Genomic DNA, 20,134 nt, shown 5'->3' with positions numbered 1-20,134 from the left:
CAACCTTCTACATATCAATTAATTACATTCTTGGAACTCAATCTTTAATAAAACTTATTAACATTGAGTCAAAAAGTGGGAAAAAGTGGGAAATTTTGGAAATTATTATATAAATTTGTCCCAAATGAAAAATTTCATTGGGACATATGAGTGTAAAATTGACGACAAAGGCCGCTTAAAAGTTCCTTCATCTTTAATCAAACAGATGGAAAACTTCGACGATAAGGCGTTTGTAGTCAAAAGATCTGTGTTCCAACCTTGTCTGGAGGTCTATCCAATGAATGCGTGGGATAAACTGATGGGCAAAATTAATAAACTGAACAGATTCATAAAAAAGAATGCTGATTTCATACGAATGTTTACGGCAGGAGTAAAAACAGTAGAATTGGATAATGCAGGAAGATTACAGATTTCCAAAGACCTGATGACTTTTTCAAATCTTCAGAAGGATGTAGTAATCACCAGTGCAGGAGAACTTTTCGAAATTTGGGATAAAGAAGCCTACGAACAGGTAATTTCTACCAATGAAACTGATTTTGCCAGCCTTGCCGAAGATGTGATGGGCTCTTTTGACGAAGAATAGCTGTAAAGGTTATTAAAGATTTTATTAATAAAAAACACAATTAAGCATGTATCATAACCCCGTTTTGTTGAAGCAGAGTGTAGATGATTTGGTGACGAATCCTGACGGAATCTATGTGGACTGTACCTTTGGAGGTGGCGGCCACTCAAGGGAGATTTTGAGCAGACTTTCTGACAAAGGAAAACTGTTCAGCTTCGATCAGGATCTGGATGCGCTTAAAAATACAATTGATGATCCCAGATTTACATTAGTGAATCAGAATTTCAGATTTCTGGAAAACTCTTTATTAATGTATGGCGTTCCTCAGGTAGATGGTGTTTTGGCTGATTTGGGAGTTTCTTCTCATCAGTTTGACGAAGCAGACAGAGGATTTTCTACAAGAAGCAATGCTCCTTTAGACATGCGAATGAATGTCATGCAGAGTCTTGATGCCAAAAAAGTAATCAATGAATATGGCGAAGAAGAACTTGCAGATATTTTTTATTACTATGGAGAATTAAGAGAAGCCAGAAAACTGGCAAGAGATATTGTTCATCACAGAAAAACAAAAAGTATAGAAACCACTGAGGATTTGAAAAAGCTTTTCAGCTACCTTCCCCCTCATAAAGTAAATAAATTCTATGCCCAACTTTTCCAGGCAGTAAGAATAGAAGTAAACCAGGAACTTGAAGTATTAAAAGAAATGCTGGTCCAGGCTTACAATGTTTTAAAGCCGGAAGGAAGATTAGTCGTAATCTCTTACCACTCTTTAGAAGACCGTTTGGTAAAAAGATTCCTGAAAAATGGAATGTTCGAAGGAGAACCGGAAAGAGATATCTACGGAAATTATAAAAAAGCATTCGAGCTGGTTAAGAGCAAAGCAATCATTCCGGATGATAAGGAGATTGAAGAAAACTCAAGAGCAAGAAGTGCAAAAATGAGAACAGGAATTAAAGTTTAAAAGTGAATCGTCAATAGTGAATGTTAAAAATTAGATTGACCATTGACAACGAAGTAAATTCACTGCAAAGCAAATTGATTGAATTAAATTGGCAAAAAGAACAACAAATCGCCCCCAGAAAAGACTCACTTTTATAGATATTATAAAAGGAAACTTTCTGAATCGTGATGAGATCAAAATACATTACAAGTATTTTCTCTTGTTGTTTATCCTGATGATGGCTATGATTTACAGTAATCACCTTGTCAATAAAAAAATTAAAATTGTAAACACCTTAAAAGAGGAAACAGAAGAATATAAATCACGAAACGCTTACGCCCAAAGTAAGCTGATCAAGGTAAAAATGGAATCAGAGTTGGGGAAAGAGGTTGCACGGGACTCATTAATGACCCTCGAAAACCACCCTCATAAATTGCTAATAAAACTGGACAGTACAGATGCAAAAGCAAAATGAATACGATAACAAACGTAAAAAAACGTTACGATGGGGCTACCTCTTTGCAGTGGTAGCTTTGTGCGTGTTTGTAATGTTCTTGGCAAGGATTGTTATCCTTCAGAATACCAATGTGCAGGAAATAAAAGATGATTACATTAACAAAAATTATCGTGAAGCCACTTTAAAGGCCGCCCGTGGTAATTTATTTGCTTCCGATGGGTCTATTTTGGCAACAACTGTAATGCGCTACGATATCTATCTTGACTTCAAAACAATGAAGGATACGATCTACAGCAATAATATCGGAGCATTAACGGATTCTCTGAGCAAAATGTTCGGAAAATCCAGAGGAGAATTCAGACAAAAATTTGATGAACAGAAGAAAAAGAAAAACCAATATTATACTCTGGTAAAAGGACTTGATTTTGACCAATACGACAGAATCAGAAACTTCCCGATCTTTAAAAGAGGTAAAAATAAAGGTGGATTCATTGTAGACAGAAACTACAAAAGAGAGCTTGCCACTTCTGAAATCGGAGCCGGAACCATCGGTATGGATAACGGAGAACTCAAATCCGGGCTGGAAGGAGCTTTTTCAAAGTATTTAACAGGTACTGACGGAAAAAGATTAGAACAAAGAATCAACTCTTCCCAGTGGAAACCTATTGACTTCTGGAAAGTTCAGGAACCTATTGATGGAGAAGATGTATATACAACCTTAGATCTTAGAATTCAAGACATTGCACACTCTGCACTACAGAAACAGCTGATCCATTACGAAGCCAAACATGGAACTGTAGTAGTGATGGAAGTAGAAACCGGAAAAGTACGTGCTTTGGTCAACTTAAGAAGAACTGAATCAGGAGAATACGAAGATTCTTACAACTATGCATTAAAAGATAATATCGAACCGGGATCCACTTTCAAAACCATTTCGCTTTTAGCAGCAATGGATGATGGATTCATCGATGAAAATTCAACGGTAAACGTAGGAAATGGTGTTTGGACCTATGCAAAACAGAGAATTTCCGATGGCCACGGTGGCGGAACTTACGATATCAGTGATGTATTAGCGAAATCCAGTAACGTAGGAACAGCAAAACTCATCACGAAGTTTTATGCTGAAAAACCACAGATCTTCCTTGACCATTTGAAACGTTGGAAATTATTCGATAAAATGGATATCGAACTTCCGGGAATCACAAAACCAAAGATCTTAACTCCACAAAATAAAAGATGGAATGCCGCTACCCTTGCGTCTATTTCATTCGGATACTCTTCCAATGTTAACCTGCTGCAGCTGGCAACATTCTACAACGGGGTAGCTAACGGTGGTAAAATGCTTAAACCATTATTCATTGATAAGATCATGAAAGACGGAAAGGTAATGTATAGTGCAAAACCTGAAGTAATGGTCAACAAAATGGCATCTGAGAAAGCGATCAAAATGATGACCAGCGCATTAACCAAAGCTGTAGAAAAAGGAACCGGACGAAGCATCTTCACTCCTAACCTTAAAATGGCAGGAAAAACAGGAACCGCAAGATTTGAATACTGGCTACCTGGCCCAATGAAATATCGTGCATCATTTGCAGGATTCTATCCGGCTGATGCTCCCAAATATACCTGTTATGTGATGGTAAGTGAACCCAATACAGCAATTGGATTCTACGGAGGACCTGTAGCAGCACCAGTGTTTAAAGAAATCGCAGGAAAAACTTTCTTAAAAACACCACAGAATATTGAAAAAGAAATGCTGGTAGACAAAAAGGTAAACCTGAGCAAAATGGTGGAACCTAATGTAAAAATAGCAGTCAATGATAAGCAAATGCCAAATGTAGTAGGATTGATCGGTAAAAACGTCATCCCACAATTGGAAAACTTAGGATACCGTGTCGATTTTAAAGGAGTTGGAAGAATCAAAGAACAATTCCCATTAGAAGGCACAACGATCAGTAAAAACCAGAGAATATATTTATCTCTGCAAAATTAAAAAAACAGAGTCCCGAAGGGACGATTTAAGCCAAAATAGGATAAAGTCCTATTGATATAAAATGATAATAACAGAATTAGTAAACAGGATCCCAGTAATAGAAATCCACGGAGATAACAACCGCGAGGTATCAGAATTGGTGTTCGACAGCAGAAAGGTTACAGCAAACTCTCTTTATATTGCGATGAGAGGAACAGTAGTGGATGGACATTCATTCATTACATCTTCTATTGAAAAAGGGGCTACAACAATCGTTTGTGAAGAATTTCCTGAAACGCTGGCAGATCATGTAACTTATATTAAAGTGAAAGATTCTGCTAAGGCTTTAGGCCACCTTGCTTCTGAACTTCTATGGTAATCCGTCTAAAAAGCTGAAACTGATCGGCGTTACCGGAACCAACGGAAAGACCTCTGTTTCTACCCTGCTTTTTGATGTTTTCAAGAATTTAGGATATGACTCTGCATTATTATCAACCGTTGAAATAAGAATTGGAGAAGAAATTATCCCAGCTACTCATACCACTCCGGATGTTATTACCATTAATAAAATTTTAGCTGAAGCAGTGGAGAAAGGGTGTGAATTTGCTTTCATGGAAGTAAGTTCCCACGGAATTGCCCAAAACAGAATTGAAGGATTACACTTCAAAGTGGCAGGATTTACCAATCTTACCCATGATCATTTAGATTATCACAAAACATTCGAAGAATACTTAAAAACAAAAAAGAGGTTCTTTGATGAACTAGAAGATACAGCCATTGCCATCACCAATGTGGATGACAAAAACGGGAATGTCATGCTTCAGAATACAAAGGCTACAAAAAAGTCTTATGCTTTGAAAACAATGGCAGACTACCACGGAAAATTATTGGAAGTAGATTTCAACGGAATGCTGCTGAACTTTAACGGAAAAGAATTCTGGACAACATTAACAGGAAAATTCAATGTGTACAACTTGTTATTGGTTTTCGGAATTGCCGAAGAACTTGGATTTGCCCAGGATGAAATTCTACAAGCCATCAGCAAGTTAAAAAGAGTTTCCGGAAGATTTGAAACGATGAAATCAGATGGCGGAATTTTCTTTATCGTAGATTATGCACACACACCGGATGCTTTAGAAAACATTCTGGATAGCATCAACGATATCAGAACCAAAAACGAAAGATTAATCACCGTTTTCGGTTGCGGAGGAGACAGAGATCACTCCAAAAGACCAGAAATGGGAAATATTGCCACGAAAAAAATCAACATTGGCAATCATCACTTCAGATAACCCGAGAACAGAAGATCCGGGACAAATTATAAAAGAAATTGAAGCCGGTGTTGAACCTCAGAACTTCAGCAAATACACTTCAATTCCAGACAGAAAAGAAGCCATAAAAATGGCCATAAAGTTTGCAGAACCTAAAGATATCATTCTCGTAGCCGGAAAAGGACACGAAAACTATCAGGAGATTAATGGTGTAAAACATCATTTTGATGACAAAGAAGTAATTAATGAGCTTTGGAAATTAATGTCCAAGTAATTATTAACAATTGAAACTATGCTATACTATCTATACGAATATCTAACCGACCATGGAATTCACGTTCCGGGATTAGGAATGTTGAAATACATCTCCTTCCGTGCCGGAATGGCCGTATTATTCTCATTAATTATTGCCCTTGTCTATGGAAAAAGAGTCATCAATTACCTGAGAACAAAACAAATGGGTGAATTAGTCCGTGATCTTGGATTAGATGGCCAGAAACAAAAAGAAGGAACTCCTACCATGGGAGGGCTTATCATCATTTTGGCAACCATTATTCCTGTATTGCTTTTTACAAGAATTACCAATGTATATATTGTGTTATTATTGGTTTCAATGTTCTGGATGGGAGCCATCGGATTCCTGGATGATTATCTAAAAAAAATAAAGAAAAATAAAGACGGACTAAGCGGTAAATTCAAAATTGTAGGACAAGTAGGATTAGGCTTAATTGTCGGAGTTACAATGTATTTCCACCCAGACATCACCGTTAAAAGAAAATATGCTGATGCAAAAGTCGTGAACCGAAATAACGTAGAGCAGAATTTCATGCCTACAGAGAAAATCACAGTTTCTACAGTCCCTTTTGCAAAGAACAATGAGTTCGATTATAGCGGAATCCTGTTTTGGATGAATGAAAAAGATGCCCACGAATGGGCATGGATTGTCTTTATCCCTATCGTTATCTTCATTGTAACAGCCGTTTCCAATGGAGCCAATATCACAGACGGAATAGATGGCCTCGCAGCGGGAACCAGTGCCATAATACTGCTTACCCTTGCCCTTTTCGCCTATCTTTCAGGGAACATCATCTTTGCAGACTATCTGAATATCATGTTCCTTCCGAATATGGGAGAAACCACCATTTTTGCCGTCGCAATGGTAGGAGCAGTAATTGGATTTTTCTGGTACAACACTTATCCTGCCCAGGTTTTCATGGGAGATACAGGAAGTTTGATGCTTGGAGGAGTTATTGCTGTTTTAGCCATTATTTTAAGAAAAGAATTATTGATTCCTGTTCTATGCGGAATCTTCCTGATTGAAAACCTTTCCGTTATGCTTCAGGTAATTGTTTTCAAATACAGAAAGAAAAAAATATGGGCTGGAATATGCCCAAAACAATAGACTATTCAAAATGTCACCATTACACCACCATTATCAGAAAGACGGTTTTCACGAAAGTAAAATCGTAAACAGAATGATTATCATCGGGGTAATACTGGCAATTGTTTGTCTGATCACCTTAAAAATGAGATAAAATTAAAAGCTGTAAGCAATAAGCTTAAAGCTTAAAGCCTATAGCATAAAGCTTTTATAATATGAAAATAGTTGTTTTAGGAGGAGGAGAAAGCGGATGTGGAGCTGCTTATTTGGCCAAGAAGAAAGGTCTGGAAGTATTTCTTTCAGATAAAGGAGCCATTAAAGATAACTATAAGCAGTTTCTTACCGAAAATGGAATTGAATTTGAAGAAGGAAACCACGATGAAGAAAGGATTTTAAATGCCGACTGGATCGTAAAAAGCCCGGGAATCCCAAAAAAGCAGAGATCATCCACAAAATTCATGAAAAAGGAATAAGACTTTCCTCAGAAATTGAATTTGCTTCTGAATTTACAGATGCTAAGATCATTGCCATTACAGGAAGCAACGGAAAAACAACCACCACTTCCCTGATCTACTATATCCTGAAAAATGACGGATTAAATGTAGGCTTAGGAGGAAACATTGGATACAGCTTTGCAAAACAGGTTGCAGATGAAAACCATGAATATTATGTATTGGAAGTAAGCTCTTTCCAGTTAGATGATATTCAGAACTTCAGACCTTATATTTCTTTATTGTTGAACCTGTCTCAGGATCACCTGGATCAGTACAACTACAACTATGAAGAATATGCATTGGCAAAATTCAGAATCACTGAAAATCAGGAAAATGATAATTTCTTCATCTACAACAAAGATGATGAAATGAGCAAAAACCTTCTTGAAAAATTAGAAATAAAAGCGAAGATGATTCCTTTCTCCACAAAGGAACAGCTTCCTGAAGGAGGTTTTATAAACGATGATCAGATTGTGGTAAAAATGAAGGATGAATTCTCCATGAAAGTGGAAGAATTATCCCTACTTGGGAACCATAATGTTGCCAATAGCTTAGCAGCATCTATTGCAGGTAAGATATTGAAGATCAATAACGAAAGCATAAGACATTCATTAATGACATTCCAGGCTGTTGAACACAGATTGGAATTTGTAACTGAAACAGAGGGTGTAAAATACATCAACGACAGTAAAGCTACCAATGTGAATGCAACGTACTACGCTTTAGAAAGTATGAAAACCCCAACCGTATGGATCGTTGGCGGATTAGATAAAGGAAATGACTATACCGAAATTGAAGATTTAGTCAAAAGAAAAGTAAAGGCAATTGTTTGCCTTGGAATTGATAATAAGAAGATTATAGATTTCTTTAAAGATAAAAAGAGTTTATCTATGATACTTCAAGCATGGAAGAAGCTGTGAAAATATCAAAATCACTGGCTAAAAAAGGGGACACCGTTCTACTTTCCCCATGCTGTGCAAGCTTTGATTTATTCAAAAGCTATGAAGACAGAGGACGCCAGTTTAAAGAACAGGTATTAAAAGCCAATGGCCATTAGTCAGAAGCCAATAACATTAATTATGGACGAGCAGAATACAGAAACCAGATTTGAATTTCTAAAGGGCGATAAAGTACTTTGGATGGTCATTCTTGTGATCTCCATTTTCTCTATTTTCCCTGTTTACTCTGCAAGTTCAAACCTGGAATATATTGTGAATAACGGAACTACCACCGGCCACGTTATCAAACATATGTTCTTTGTAGTATTGGGATTAGCCATTATGCGGCTTGTAGGAACTATAAAGTATGAATACATCGGAAAGCTCAGCAGTATCCTGCTGGGACTGATGATCGTCTTGTTGATAGTCACTATGTTTACCGGGCAAACCATTGACGGAGCCAGTGCTTCCAGATGGTTGAAAATTCCGGGAACCCCTATCTCCTTCCAGCCGTCATCATTTGCCTTCCTGATGTTGATTATCTATTTATGCAGATACTTAACCAAGAAAATTACAAGAGAAAGGCTTCCGATAGAGAATATCATGTATATTTTCGGACCTATTCTTCTTGTTTTTGTACTGGTAGCAAAAGATAACGGCTCTACCGCATTAATGATTCTGATGGTTTCAGTAATTGTTTTGATTGTCGGACAGCTTCATTGGAAATACATTGCGGGCTTTATTTCAGCCTCATTTGTAGCCATTGTATTCTTTCTGTTGATTGCATTAAATACCAATATGATTGGCGGAAACCGTGTTCACACATGGATGAGCCGTATTGAAACCTTTACATCAAGCAAAGCTAAATCAGCAGATACCGATGATGAAAGTGTAAAAGCCAAAAACTATCAGGTAATGCAGGCCAAAGCAGCCATCGTACACGGGGGAATTACCGGAATGGGACCAGGAAAAAGTGCATTAAAACAAATGCTTCCACAATCTGCTTCCGACTTTATCTTCGCAGTTATTGTAGAAGAATATGGAGTAATTGGGGCCGCCTTCCTCATCAGTCTCTATCTCATTATGATGATAAGGATTGTGATGATAGCGAGTAAAATGCCAGCCTTTTTTGGGTCGTTGCTGGTGCTCAGCCTCGGGGTAATGATTTTTATACAGTTATCGGTAAATATTGCCGTTGCTGTCAATCTGATCCCGGTAACAGGACAGCCGCTCCCATTGATAAGTTACGGAGGAACCTCAATGTTGGTAACCTATTTACAGTTAGGAATTATCTTAAATATAAGCTCCAGAATTCAGATTTACGATGAAGAAGGAATGGGCAAAAAACAAAGCATAGCAGAAATAAACGATATCGCATAAACCAAAAGAGTCCCAAAGGGACGATTTAACAAAAAATCGGACGCAGTCCTATTATATAAAATGAACAAAAAACTAAAAATACTACTATCAGGCGGAGGAACAGGAGGACACATCTTCCCTGCCATAGCTATCGCAGATGAAATCAAAAAAGATTTCCTGATGCAGAATTTTTGTTCATTGGAGCCAACGGAAAAATGGAAATGGAAAAAGTTCCGCAAGCAGGTTACAAAATTGAAGGAATTGATATCGCCGGATTCAACAGAGGAAACCTATTATCCAACTTAGGGCTTCCTTTTAAGATTCTGAAAAGCTTGTCCAGATCTAAAGACATCATCAAAGATTTCAAACCGGATGTTGCTATAGGAACAGGAGGATTTGCAAGTGGCCCCGCTTTATATGAAGCTACCAAGTTGGGAGTTCCTGTTTTTATTCAAGAGCAGAATGCCTATGCTGGAGTAACCAACAAAATTTTAAGTAAAGCAGCCAAAGCAATATTTACAGCCTATCCGAAAGTAGCAGGATTTCCTGTAGAAAAGATAAAATTCCTTGGAAACCCAATTCGTTCAACGATTATTTCGGGAATGCAGGAAACCGCTCAGGCTAAACAAAAAATGGGATTACATAAAGATAAACTTACCATTTTATCGGTAGGAGGATCTTTAGGCTCCAGAACATTAAACAATGCCTGGGAATCTCATTTAAAAGAAATTGTAGACAAGGACTATCAACTCATCTGGCAGACAGGAAAGCTTGATTATAAAGATATTATTGAAAAAACAAAAGATACTGTAACCAGAAATATTCTGATCCGTGAATTTATCAAAGACATGGAACTGGCTTATTCTGCAGCAGACATCATCGTTTCAAGAGCCGGAGCCATTGCCATCTCAGAGTTGGCAGTAGCACAAAAGCCGGTATTATTGGTGCCATTCCCTTTTGCAGCGGAAGATCATCAAACCAAAAATGCCATGAATCTGGTTGAAAAAAATGCCGCCAGAATGGTAAAAGACTCTGAAATGCAGGAAAAATTTTGGAATACACTATCAGAAATCTGCGAAAACGAGAATGTAAGAAAAGAAATGTCTGACAATCTTGAATATTTTGCAAAGCCAAATGCTACAAAAGAGATTGTAGATGAGATATTTAAAGTGATAAATAGATAAAGGAAAATGAAGAACTTAGAAACATATCAAAACTTTTACTTCGTTGGAATCGGAGGTATCGGAATGAGTGCACTAGCACGTTATTTCCATGCGTCCGGAAAAAAAGTATTGGGTTACGATAAAACCAACACCAAGCTTACTCAGAATCTGATGAAAGAAGGAATCGATATTGTTTTCGAAGATCTCACTGATGAAAAGATTACCGCTCTTCAAAAAGAAGATACATTGGTAATCTATACACCAGCCATCAAAACACTTGGAATCTTAGATTACTTTAACCAAAATCAGTTTGAAGTATTGAAACGTGCAAAAGTGTTAGGATTAATCACTGAAAATACAGACTGTATTGCAGTAGCAGGAACACATGGTAAAACAACCACGTCTACTCTGGTTTCTCACTTATGCAAGGAGGCAGACCTTCCGTTCTCATGCTTCTTAGGAGGTATTTCTGAGAATTTTAAGTCAAACTTCCTGTATAACGGTTCTACCTATTCAGTAGTAGAAGCAGATGAATATGACAGAAGCTTCCTGAACCTTTCTCCGGACTGGGCAGTAGTTACTTCCACCGATGCAGACCACTTGGATATTTATGGAGATAAAAGCCACATTGAAGATGGTTTCAGACAATTTGCAGCATTAGTCCCTGAAGACAAGCAGCTATTCGTAAGAAAAGGAATTGAAATCGGAAGAGCTCATCAAACCTATGCTGTAAACGAAAAGGCGGACTATTACTCAGATAACCTGAGAATGGATCATGATAAGATTTATTTTGACTTCCATACTCCAACAGAAACTATAAAAGATTTTGTTTGGGAGATCCCAGGAATCCATAATGTTGAAAATGCTACAGTAGCATTGGCAATTTTACACAATTTGGGCGTAGATTTTGATACGCTGAAAAAAGCAATTGCCAATTTTAAAGGGATTAAAAGAAGATATACCAAACATATTTACGAAAACGGTAAAATTTATATTGACGATTATGCTCACCATCCAACAGAAATTAATGCGGTAATGGGCTCTATCAGAACATTTTATCCGGATAAAAAACTATTGGTGGTCTTCCAGCCCCATCTGTTCAGCAGAACCAGAGATTTTGCAGACGGATTTGCCGAGAGCTTGAGCAATGCAGATGAATTGATCTTATTGGATATCTATCCCGCAAGAGAGCTTCAGGAGAATTTTGAAGGAATTACTTCAAAATGGCTGTTGGAAAAAGTGACATTAGATAAAAAAGAGGTATCTACTTTATCCGATACTTTTGAAAAAATAAAAGAAAAAGATTTTGATATCCTTCTCACCGTAGGAGCCGGAAATATAGACACTCTATATGACCCGATCTGTGAGTGGATTGCAAAAATTTAATATAAACGCAGTGTTCGCAAAGAAAATTTTAAAAAAATATCTTCCGGACGCAGAGGCGTTTCACTCAGCAAAGAAAATGAGTTAACAGAGATTTCTGTAAAAAGAGATATATTAATAATAAAATTATAAAAATTACAACCTTCGCTGAGTGAAACGCCCTCGCGAACGGAAAAAAGGATAAAGAGCCTTTGCGATCATAGCGTTAAAAATAAAAAACACAATGTATGATAGAAAATGAAATTTCAGGTATTGTTTTCGATGCCGGAATGAAAATACATCATACGCTTGGAATAGGACTTTATGAAAATGTATATGAAGAATGTTTAGTCTATGAACTGAAAAAAAGAGGATTAAATCTAGAATATCAAAAAAACATTGATATTAAATATGAAGAATTGAACCTCTCTAAAGCGTTCAGAGTAGATTTATTAATTGAAAACAAAGTAATAATTGAAATAAAAGCTGTTCCGGAAATTAATGATTATCATTTCTTTCAGCTTTTAAATTATTTGAGAATAGCAGATATGAAACTCGGAATGATCTTAAATTTTCATTCAATGTTATTTAAAAATGGTGTAAAACGAGTTGTAAATAAATTATAAAGGAGAGTAAAAACACCTCTGCTAAGAAGAAATAAAAATACTTTGCGCCTATAGCGTTTAAAGAAAAATATGAAAAATAAGTACAGAATATTAAAAATTGTTGTCACGGTAATCATCCTTGGATTGTTACTGAGTTTCTCCTTGAAGAGATTTGGTCACCAGCAGATTACAGACAATAAAATTTCTGTAAAAATGAATGAAAAAACTCCGGTTTACTTTGTTGATGAAAAAGATATCAGAGAAATTGTAAAAAAGGAAAATCCTTCAGGAAAAGTAGGTGATTTAAACATTCCGGCTTTAGAAAAGAAGATCAATGCTCTCCCTGCTGTGGATAGTGCCAATGTCTATTTAAACTTGAACGGAAAGCTTAACCTTGATATCAAACAGAGAGTTCCGGTATTCAGACTCAATAAAGAAGGAAAAGACTTTTATGTGGACGAAAAAGGTGTTGAATTTCCTATCTCAAGAACCTATTCTCATCCTTGCATGTTGGTGACAGGAAATGTACAGCCGGATGAATATGAAAAACTGGCAGAACTGGTTGGAAAAATTGATAAGGATGACTTCAGTAAGAAATTCTTTATTGGAATTTCAAAAAGCAAAGACAGTTATAATCTCCTAACCAGCGAAGGCAACTACAGAGTAGAAATTGGAGACCTGGAGAATATCGATTTCAAAGTAAAAGGATTTAAAACCTTTGTGGAAAAATATCTGGTGTATCAGGATCCTCTAAAATACAGCATGGTTTCTGTAAAATATCAGAACCAGATTGTTACCACTCTAAATCCACACTTCAAGGAAAATGACAGTATCCTGAAGGCTGGTAAATTAGAAATGGCCAAAGCACCCACACTTACTGCTGCTAAAAAAGCGGATGCAAAGCCAAAGATTGCAGAAGTAAAAAAAACAAGCTCAACTCCGGCAAAACCGAAAGAGAGCCCAAAACCTAAAACACAGGCAAAAGAAACAAAGAAAACAGAGAAAAAAACAACGGCCCCGGCACAGTCCAAGCCAAAGCCGAAATCAAAGGTGAAAATAGAATAAAAAAAGTCCCCAAAAGACGATTAACACAAAACAGGCTTAGTCCTGTATGGAAAAAGTAGAAAAAATCAAATCGATATAAAAATGGAAAATCAAGAGTATTCAGTAGGTCTGGACATCGGGACAACAAAGATAGTCGCGATTGTCGGAAGAAGGAATGCACACGGGAAAATAGAAGTTCTCGGTGTAGGAAAAGCTAAAAGTCTTGGTGTTCATAAAGGTATTGTGAATAATATTTCACAGACTATTAATTCAATCAAGGCTGCAGTATCCGAGGCACAATCCAGTGCCGGGGTTCCTATCCGCAAAGTTACGGTAGGTATTGCAGGAAAACACATCCGTTCTCTGCAGCATTCCGATTATATTATGCGTGAACATCCGGATAAATTCATCACAGATGATGATATTGAAGCATTAAAAGATCAGGTCAAGAAACTGGTAATGCTTCCTGGAGAAGAAATTATCCATGTACTTCCACAAGAATATAAAGTGGATTCCGAAGGTGAAATTCAAGAGCCGGTCGGAATGCACGGAAAACGTTTAGAAGCTAACTTCCACGTTGTAGTCGGGCAGATGGGAAGCATCCGAAATATTGCAAGATGCGTTCGTGAAGCCGGATTAGAAATGGAAGCCCTTACTTTAGAACCATTAGCATCTTCTGAAGCTGTTCTTACCAAAGAAGAAAAAGAAGCCGGAGTTGCTATTGTTGACATTGGAGGGGGTACCACAGATATTGCGATCTTCAAAGACAATATCATCCGTCATACCTGCGTAATCCCTTACGGAGGTGGCATTATTACGGAAGATATCAAAGAAGGTTGCTCCATTATTGAAAAACATGCTGAACAATTGAAAGTAAAATTCGGTTCGGCTGTTCCCGAATTGGAAAAAGACAGTACTTTTGTAACAATTCCGGGACTTCATGGTCGACCAGATAAGGAAATTTCTTTAAAAACCCTTGCTCAGATCATCAATGCAAGAGTAGAAGAGATTTTAGAAATGGTAAATACCGAGCTTAAAGCTTACGGAGCTTTTGAACAGAAGAAAAAACTGATTGCTGGAATCGTTCTTACAGGAGGTGGATCAAATTTGAAACATCTTAGACAGCTGGCCAACTATACCACAGGTTTTGACAGCAGAATCGGTTTTGCCAATGAATATATCGCCAACGATAAAAATCAGTACCTGAAAGGCCCTGAATTTGCTACGTCTATTGGGTTACTGATGGAGAGTTTGAAGATCAGGGATAAGAAACAGACTATTGACGATATAGAAGAAGCTGTAAAAGAGCAAACTAAGCCTGAAGCAGCTCCTGTACAGGCAGAAACTGTTCAACCCGTTCAGCAGACTGCAGCTCCTGTTCAGGAACAGCCGATTGCTGATGAAAGACAGGAAAATAGAAAAGCTAAACTGACTTTCGGGCAGTCGCTTATGGAAAAAGTAAAAAAATTCTTTGAAGAAGTAGAGTAAATTATAAATGATGAATGATAAGCGATAAACGATCTTTTCCTTATCAATTATCATCAATCAATGATCAATTATAATTATTAAAAGTATAGTTATGGAAAATATAGGTTCACAAGGATTTTCATTTGACCTACCAAAGGGAAATTCATCCATCATAAAAGTAATCGGTGTAGGAGGCGGAGGAAACAATGCGCTAAAACACATGTACGAAAAAGGGATCCACGGAGTTGATTTCGTGATCTGTAATACAGACGCTCAAACCCTGGATAATAACCCTGTTGCCAATAAAGTTCAACTGGGAACTTCTATCACAGAAGGTCTTGGAGCTGGTGCCGATCCTGAAGTGGGAGAAAAATCAGCAATTGAAAGTATTGAAGATATCAAAGCCGTTATGGGCCAGAACACGAAAATGGTGTTCATCACTGCCGGAATGGGTGGTGGTACTGGTACCGGAGCCGCTCCTGTCATTGCTAAAGTAGCAAAAGACATGGGAATCTTAACGGTAGGTATTGTTACCGTACCTTTCAGCTTCGAAGGAAAAAGAAGATTGGAACAGGCCGAAAACGGACTTGACAAATTAAAAAATAATGTTGATTCATTAATTGTAATCAACAATGATAAACTGAGACAGCAATTCGGAAACCTTGGATTCAAACAGGGATTCTCCAAAGCAGATGAAGTATTAGCAAACGCTGCTAAAGGTATGGCAGAAGTTATTACAGGTTACTTTGATGTAAACATTGACTTTAGAGATGCTAAATCTGTCCTTCAGAACTCTGGTACTGCTCTAATGTCTACAGGTACTGCTTCAGGTGAAAACAAAGCCGAAGAAGCGGTAAGAAAAGCATTGGATTCTCCACTATTGAATGACAACAAGATTACAGGAGCCAAAAATGTACTATTGTTGATCAGAAGTGGTGCAGAAGAAGTGACTATGGACGAAATCGGTATCATTATGGACCACATCCAGAAAGAAGCTGGAAATACCGCAGATATCATTTTCGGGGTGGGTGCTGATGAAGAACTAGGTGATGCAGTAAGTGTACTGGTTATCGCTACAGGATTCTCTAATGATAATAAGAAATTTTCTGGTCCTACAGAAAAGATCAGAATCAGTCTTAACGATAATTTAGAGACTCCAAAATCTTCTCCTTTTAAAACCAGAGAAGAAAGAGAGTCCGGTCCTGAAGTAACGCATGATTTCGGCGGAAAAAGCCTATTTAGATTGGATGATGAAGACCATGATACTCCTTTCAATGTGACTTCTACCGAAAAAAAAATGATTATTGAAGAAGAGGAAATCAGAACTGAAATAAAATTCTTTGATAAAGAAGAAACCACCATCAATACTCCTGAACAGGGATGGAGAAATGAAGATGGACAGGAAGAATACAGCCTTTCTATTGAAGAGGATGAAGAAGATCCTAACGATTTGGAAATTCAGTCTTTCTCATTTGATTTCGACAATAAAAAAGAAGACCCTCAATCTGGAAATGTATTCAACAACAACTCTTCACAGGAGAAACCGGTTGAGTTCAACTTCTTCGTTAATGAGCCGGTCAGAAACGAGCCTAAATCAGATTACGGGCAGCCTAAAGCAGAATTTAATGCTCCGGCTGCGGTAGCAGAACCTGCTCAGAAAATTGAAACTTTCTATCAAAAAGAAGAACCGAAAACTGAAACAAGGCCTGCTTTTGAAAACAAAACAGAAATTGAAACGCCAAAAACTGAAGAATCAGAATTCACTTTCGTGAATAAAACGATCGATCAGGACAGAATATTGGAAAGAAGAAATAAATTAAAAGAATTCAACTCCCGTTATCAAAGCTTTGACAGCACGAGTGAATTCGAATCTATTCCTGCTTTCAAGAGAAAAAATATCTCTATTGACGGAACGAATGCATCAGACCAAAATATCAACACATATATGTCTGACAACAATGGTTCTATGCAGATCAGAGAAAACAGATTTTTAAATAAAGACGTAGACTAATGCTAATGGCAGCTGACTACTAGCTAATGGCTTTTTTAGTCAAGCTAGCAGCCAGAAGCCAGAAGCTAAAAGCATATAAACATGAGTCTAGAAAATACAATAAGCGAAGCTATAAAAACAGCGATGAGAGAAAAAGACAGAATTGCTTTGGACTCTCTTCGTGCTGTGAAATCTCAAATTCTTCTTTTACAGACAGAAGCCAGAGGTGCTGAAGTTTCTGCAGAACAGGAAATTGCCATTCTTCAGAGAATGATTAAACAACGTAAAGATTCTTTTGAGCAGTTTTCTGCCCAGGGAAGACAGGATCTTGCAGAAGTGGAAGAAGCTCAGATGAAAGTAATTGAGAAGTTTTTACCAAAACAGCTTTCTGCAGAAGAATTAGAAACAGAAATTAAAAATATAATTTCAGAAACCGGAGCTGAATCTATGAAAGATTTAGGAAAGGTAATGGGAGTTGCATCAAAAGCATTAGCCGGAAAATCAGACGGAAAAAGTATTTCCGAGATGGTTAAAAAGCTCCTTTCATAATGTAATCCGGGTTTCTGGGTTAGGATTCATTTCCAAGCCCATAAACACATATTACATTCCATAACTAAGGATATACAACCTTTGCATATCGATTTGATTAAGAAGCCCGGGACTATTAAGTCTCGGGCTTCATTTTTTGGATAGTAAAGTTTTGATTCAAAAAACTTTAAAAAAAGAGTTTAGATACGATCATATTCCAGATGGTATTAAGTGATTGATTGCTTGAGGGAAAGCCTAAATGTTTTTTTCATGGTCGTCTGTTTTTCAGAATCATTTCAAATTTAATAATTATATTTCATTATTCCTAATTTTAATTCACGTTTTTATGAATATAGTTACAATATTAACATTTGGTTAATTTTATATACCTAAACCATTCATAGTTATTATATATTGAACAAACGTAAAGAATTCCTTAACTTTGTACAGATAAAAAACAAAATATATGTATCCAACAGATTTAGTAATGCCTATGAAGGCTGAACTTACAGATAAAGGTTTCCAAGATTTAACATCTCCTTCTCAGGTAGAAGAGGCATTAAAGCAGTCCGGAACAACACTATTGGTTATTAACTCCGTATGCGGATGTGCTGCAGGAGCTGCAAGACCAGGAGTAGTTTACTCTTTAACAGGAGACAAAAAACCAGATCATTTAACAACTGTATTTGCAGGTTTTGATACTGAGGCTGTAGTAGAAGCAAGAAAACACCTTGCTCCATTCCCGCCAAGTTCTCCTTGCGTAGCGCTTTTCAAAGATGGAGAATTAGTTCACATGCTGGAAAGACACCACATTGAAGGAAACCCAGCAGGAGCAATTGCTGCAAACCTTCAGGCTGCTTACGATGAGTACTGCTAAGAAACAATAAACTAGATACTAAACCGTTACAAATTTTGTAACGGTTTTTTTATTTAACTCCACAAAAAATTCTCTAAACATCCAAATATTATTATATTTGTTGGAATGGCAACCAAAGCACTTTTTAATACCGTAGTCAACTGGTTTATCCGTCAAAGGATAGATCAGATACAGAATTTCATGGATCATCCCATTGAGACCCAGAAAGGTATATTGTTTTCCCAGCTGTTTCATGCGGAAGATACTGAATATGGTAGACAGTACGGGTTTAATTCAATCTCCAGCTATCAGGATTTTAAGAATAAAGTTCCCATTGTTACTTACGAAGAAATGGAGCCTTATATTGAAAAAGCCAGACAGGGCCAAAAAGATGTAAGCTGGCCAGGGCTGATTAAGCATTTTGCCAAATCCTCGGGAACAACGAATGCTAAAAGTAAGTTTATCCCTATCTCAGCAGAAAGCCTTGAATACTGCCATATGAAGGCCGGAAAGGACATGGTTTCCATCTACGCCAATAATCATCCGGAAAATCAGCTTTTTAATTATAAAAACCTACGTTTAGGTGGAAGCTCCGAGCTATATGCAGATTTCAACACAAAATTTGGCGATTTATCTGCTATTTTAATTGATAATCTGCCGTTTTGGGTAGAAATTACCACCACTCCAAGTAAGAAAGTTTCCTTAATGGGCGAATGGGAAAGTAAGCTTAGAGCTATTACATCTGAGGTAAAAAATGAAGATGTAGGAAGTATTCTTGGGGTACCGAGCTGGATGATGGTTTTGCTACAAAGAGTATTGAATGAAACCAATGTTGCCAACATTTCAGAGCTATGGCCTAATCTGGAGGTGTTTTTTCACGGCGGAATCAGTTTTAAACCCTACAGAGAACAATACCGTAATATCATCGGAAAAAACATCAATTACTACGAAATATACAATGCTTCGGAAGGCTTCTTCGGAATACAGGACAGATCCAATAGCGATGAAATGCTTCTGATGCTTGATTATGGAATATTCTACGAATTCATTCCTATGGATCAGTTCCATTTTTCCAATCCAAAAGTAGTCAGTCTGGAAGATGTAGAGATTGGAAAAAATTACGCTATGGTGATCACCACCAATGGCGGATTGTGGAGATATCTGATTGGTGATACCGTTGTTTTTACTTCTGTGAATCCTTTCAGGATTAAAATAACGGGAAGAACAAAGCATTATATCAATGCTTTTGGTGAAGAATTAATGATTACTAACGTAGAATCTGCATTATCCAGGGCCTGTGAGCTAACCGGCGCTCAAATTACAGAGTTTACCGGTGCCCCTGTCTTTATGAAAGAGAATGAAGGAGGTGCCCATGAATGGATCTTTGAATTCAGTCAGTATCCTGATAATCTGGATAGCTTCGTTGACGCTTTTGATCAGCATCTGAAGAAAATCAATTCTGATTATGAAGCTAAAAGATATAACAATATGACACTTAGAAGACCTATTGTTCATATTGCGAAAAACAACCTTTTCTATCATTGGCTTGAATCTAAAGGAAAACTTGGCGGCCAAAATAAGGTACCAAGACTGAGCAATGACCGAGAATATATAGATCCTTTGCTGGAGCTTAATAAATAATATAGAAAGGAAGCTAGAGGATGGAAGATGGAGGTTCATCCAGTCTTTATATTACTTATATTCTCTTTTGAAGTGAGTGTGTATAAGGGTTTAGCTTAAATGAC

General features: G+C 37.2%; 13 protein-coding genes and 4 pseudogenes. All 17 read left to right on the top strand.

Annotation, left to right across the window (positions count from 1 at the left end; genetic code table 11):
- Positions 1-124 precede the first annotated feature (124 nt).
- The gene (gene mraZ, locus H5J24_RS24025; protein WP_045492316.1) at positions 125-583 is read left to right on the top strand and encodes a division/cell wall cluster transcriptional repressor MraZ; all 459 of its coding nucleotides are present in this window, start codon (positions 125-127) and stop codon (positions 581-583) included.
- Positions 584-629: 46 nt separating this feature from the next.
- Positions 630-1,523, top strand: coding sequence for a 16S rRNA (cytosine(1402)-N(4))-methyltransferase RsmH (gene rsmH / locus H5J24_RS24020; protein WP_068941379.1), 894 nt, complete (start codon positions 630-632; stop codon positions 1,521-1,523).
- 88 nt (positions 1,524-1,611) lie between these two features.
- The gene (locus tag H5J24_RS24015; RefSeq protein ID WP_068941378.1) at positions 1,612-1,977 is read left to right on the top strand and encodes an FtsL-like putative cell division protein; all 366 of its coding nucleotides are present in this window, start codon (positions 1,612-1,614) and stop codon (positions 1,975-1,977) included.
- Positions 1,961-3,952, top strand: a complete 1,992-nt coding sequence (locus H5J24_RS24010) for a penicillin-binding transpeptidase domain-containing protein (protein WP_068941375.1) — start codon at positions 1,961-1,963, stop codon at positions 3,950-3,952. Before H5J24_RS24015 ends, H5J24_RS24010 begins: the two co-directional genes overlap by 17 nt.
- A gap of 61 nt (positions 3,953-4,013) precedes the next feature.
- A pseudogene (locus H5J24_RS24005) lies at positions 4,014-5,476 on the top strand (UDP-N-acetylmuramoyl-L-alanyl-D-glutamate--2,6-diaminopimelate ligase).
- 18 nt (positions 5,477-5,494) lie between these two features.
- Positions 5,495-6,737, top strand: a pseudogene (gene mraY / locus H5J24_RS24000) (phospho-N-acetylmuramoyl-pentapeptide-transferase).
- Between the two features lie 61 nt (positions 6,738-6,798).
- Positions 6,799-8,134: pseudogene (gene murD, locus H5J24_RS23995) on the top strand (UDP-N-acetylmuramoyl-L-alanine--D-glutamate ligase).
- A gap of 22 nt (positions 8,135-8,156) precedes the next feature.
- A complete protein-coding gene (locus tag H5J24_RS23990) occupies positions 8,157-9,395 on the top strand; it encodes an FtsW/RodA/SpoVE family cell cycle protein (protein WP_068941506.1) in 1,239 nt (412 codons plus the stop codon).
- A gap of 60 nt (positions 9,396-9,455) precedes the next feature.
- A pseudogene (gene murG, locus H5J24_RS23985) lies at positions 9,456-10,558 on the top strand (undecaprenyldiphospho-muramoylpentapeptide beta-N-acetylglucosaminyltransferase).
- Positions 10,559-10,564: 6 nt separating this feature from the next.
- Complete coding sequence (murC, locus tag H5J24_RS23980) at positions 10,565-11,923, top strand: UDP-N-acetylmuramate--L-alanine ligase (protein ID WP_068941365.1); 1,359 nt, start codon at positions 10,565-10,567, stop codon at positions 11,921-11,923.
- A gap of 224 nt (positions 11,924-12,147) precedes the next feature.
- Positions 12,148-12,525, top strand: coding sequence for a GxxExxY protein (locus tag H5J24_RS23975; RefSeq protein WP_068941363.1), 378 nt, complete (start codon positions 12,148-12,150; stop codon positions 12,523-12,525).
- A gap of 69 nt (positions 12,526-12,594) precedes the next feature.
- Positions 12,595-13,569, top strand: a complete 975-nt coding sequence (locus H5J24_RS23970; RefSeq protein ID WP_068941361.1) for a cell division protein FtsQ/DivIB — start codon at positions 12,595-12,597, stop codon at positions 13,567-13,569.
- An 81-nt stretch (positions 13,570-13,650) separates the two neighbouring features.
- Entirely contained in the window at positions 13,651-15,036 is a 1,386-nt protein-coding gene (gene ftsA / locus H5J24_RS23965; RefSeq protein WP_068941359.1) for a cell division protein FtsA, read from the top strand.
- Between the two features lie 91 nt (positions 15,037-15,127).
- Positions 15,128-17,026, top strand: coding sequence for a cell division protein FtsZ (ftsZ, locus tag H5J24_RS23960; protein WP_068941357.1), 1,899 nt, complete (start codon positions 15,128-15,130; stop codon positions 17,024-17,026).
- A gap of 81 nt (positions 17,027-17,107) precedes the next feature.
- A complete protein-coding gene (locus H5J24_RS23955; RefSeq protein WP_068941355.1) occupies positions 17,108-17,554 on the top strand; it encodes a GatB/YqeY domain-containing protein in 447 nt (148 codons plus the stop codon).
- Positions 17,555-17,999: 445 nt separating this feature from the next.
- On the top strand, positions 18,000-18,410 hold the full coding sequence (locus tag H5J24_RS23950; RefSeq protein WP_047489771.1) for a BrxA/BrxB family bacilliredoxin: 411 nt from the start codon (positions 18,000-18,002) through the stop codon (positions 18,408-18,410).
- Positions 18,411-18,515: 105 nt separating this feature from the next.
- Positions 18,516-20,030 (top strand): GH3 auxin-responsive promoter family protein, encoded by a 1,515-nt coding sequence (locus H5J24_RS23945; protein WP_068941353.1) that lies wholly within the window; start codon positions 18,516-18,518, stop codon positions 20,028-20,030.
- Positions 20,031-20,134 lie beyond the last annotated feature (104 nt).

Origin of the sequence: Chryseobacterium capnotolerans, from assembly GCF_021278965.1 — a bacterium.
GTDB classification, from domain to species: Bacteria; Bacteroidota; Bacteroidia; order Flavobacteriales; family Weeksellaceae; genus Chryseobacterium; species Chryseobacterium capnotolerans.
The sequence above is the reverse complement of the archived record's forward strand: the minus strand, read 5'-3'. Positions and strand labels throughout refer to the sequence as shown.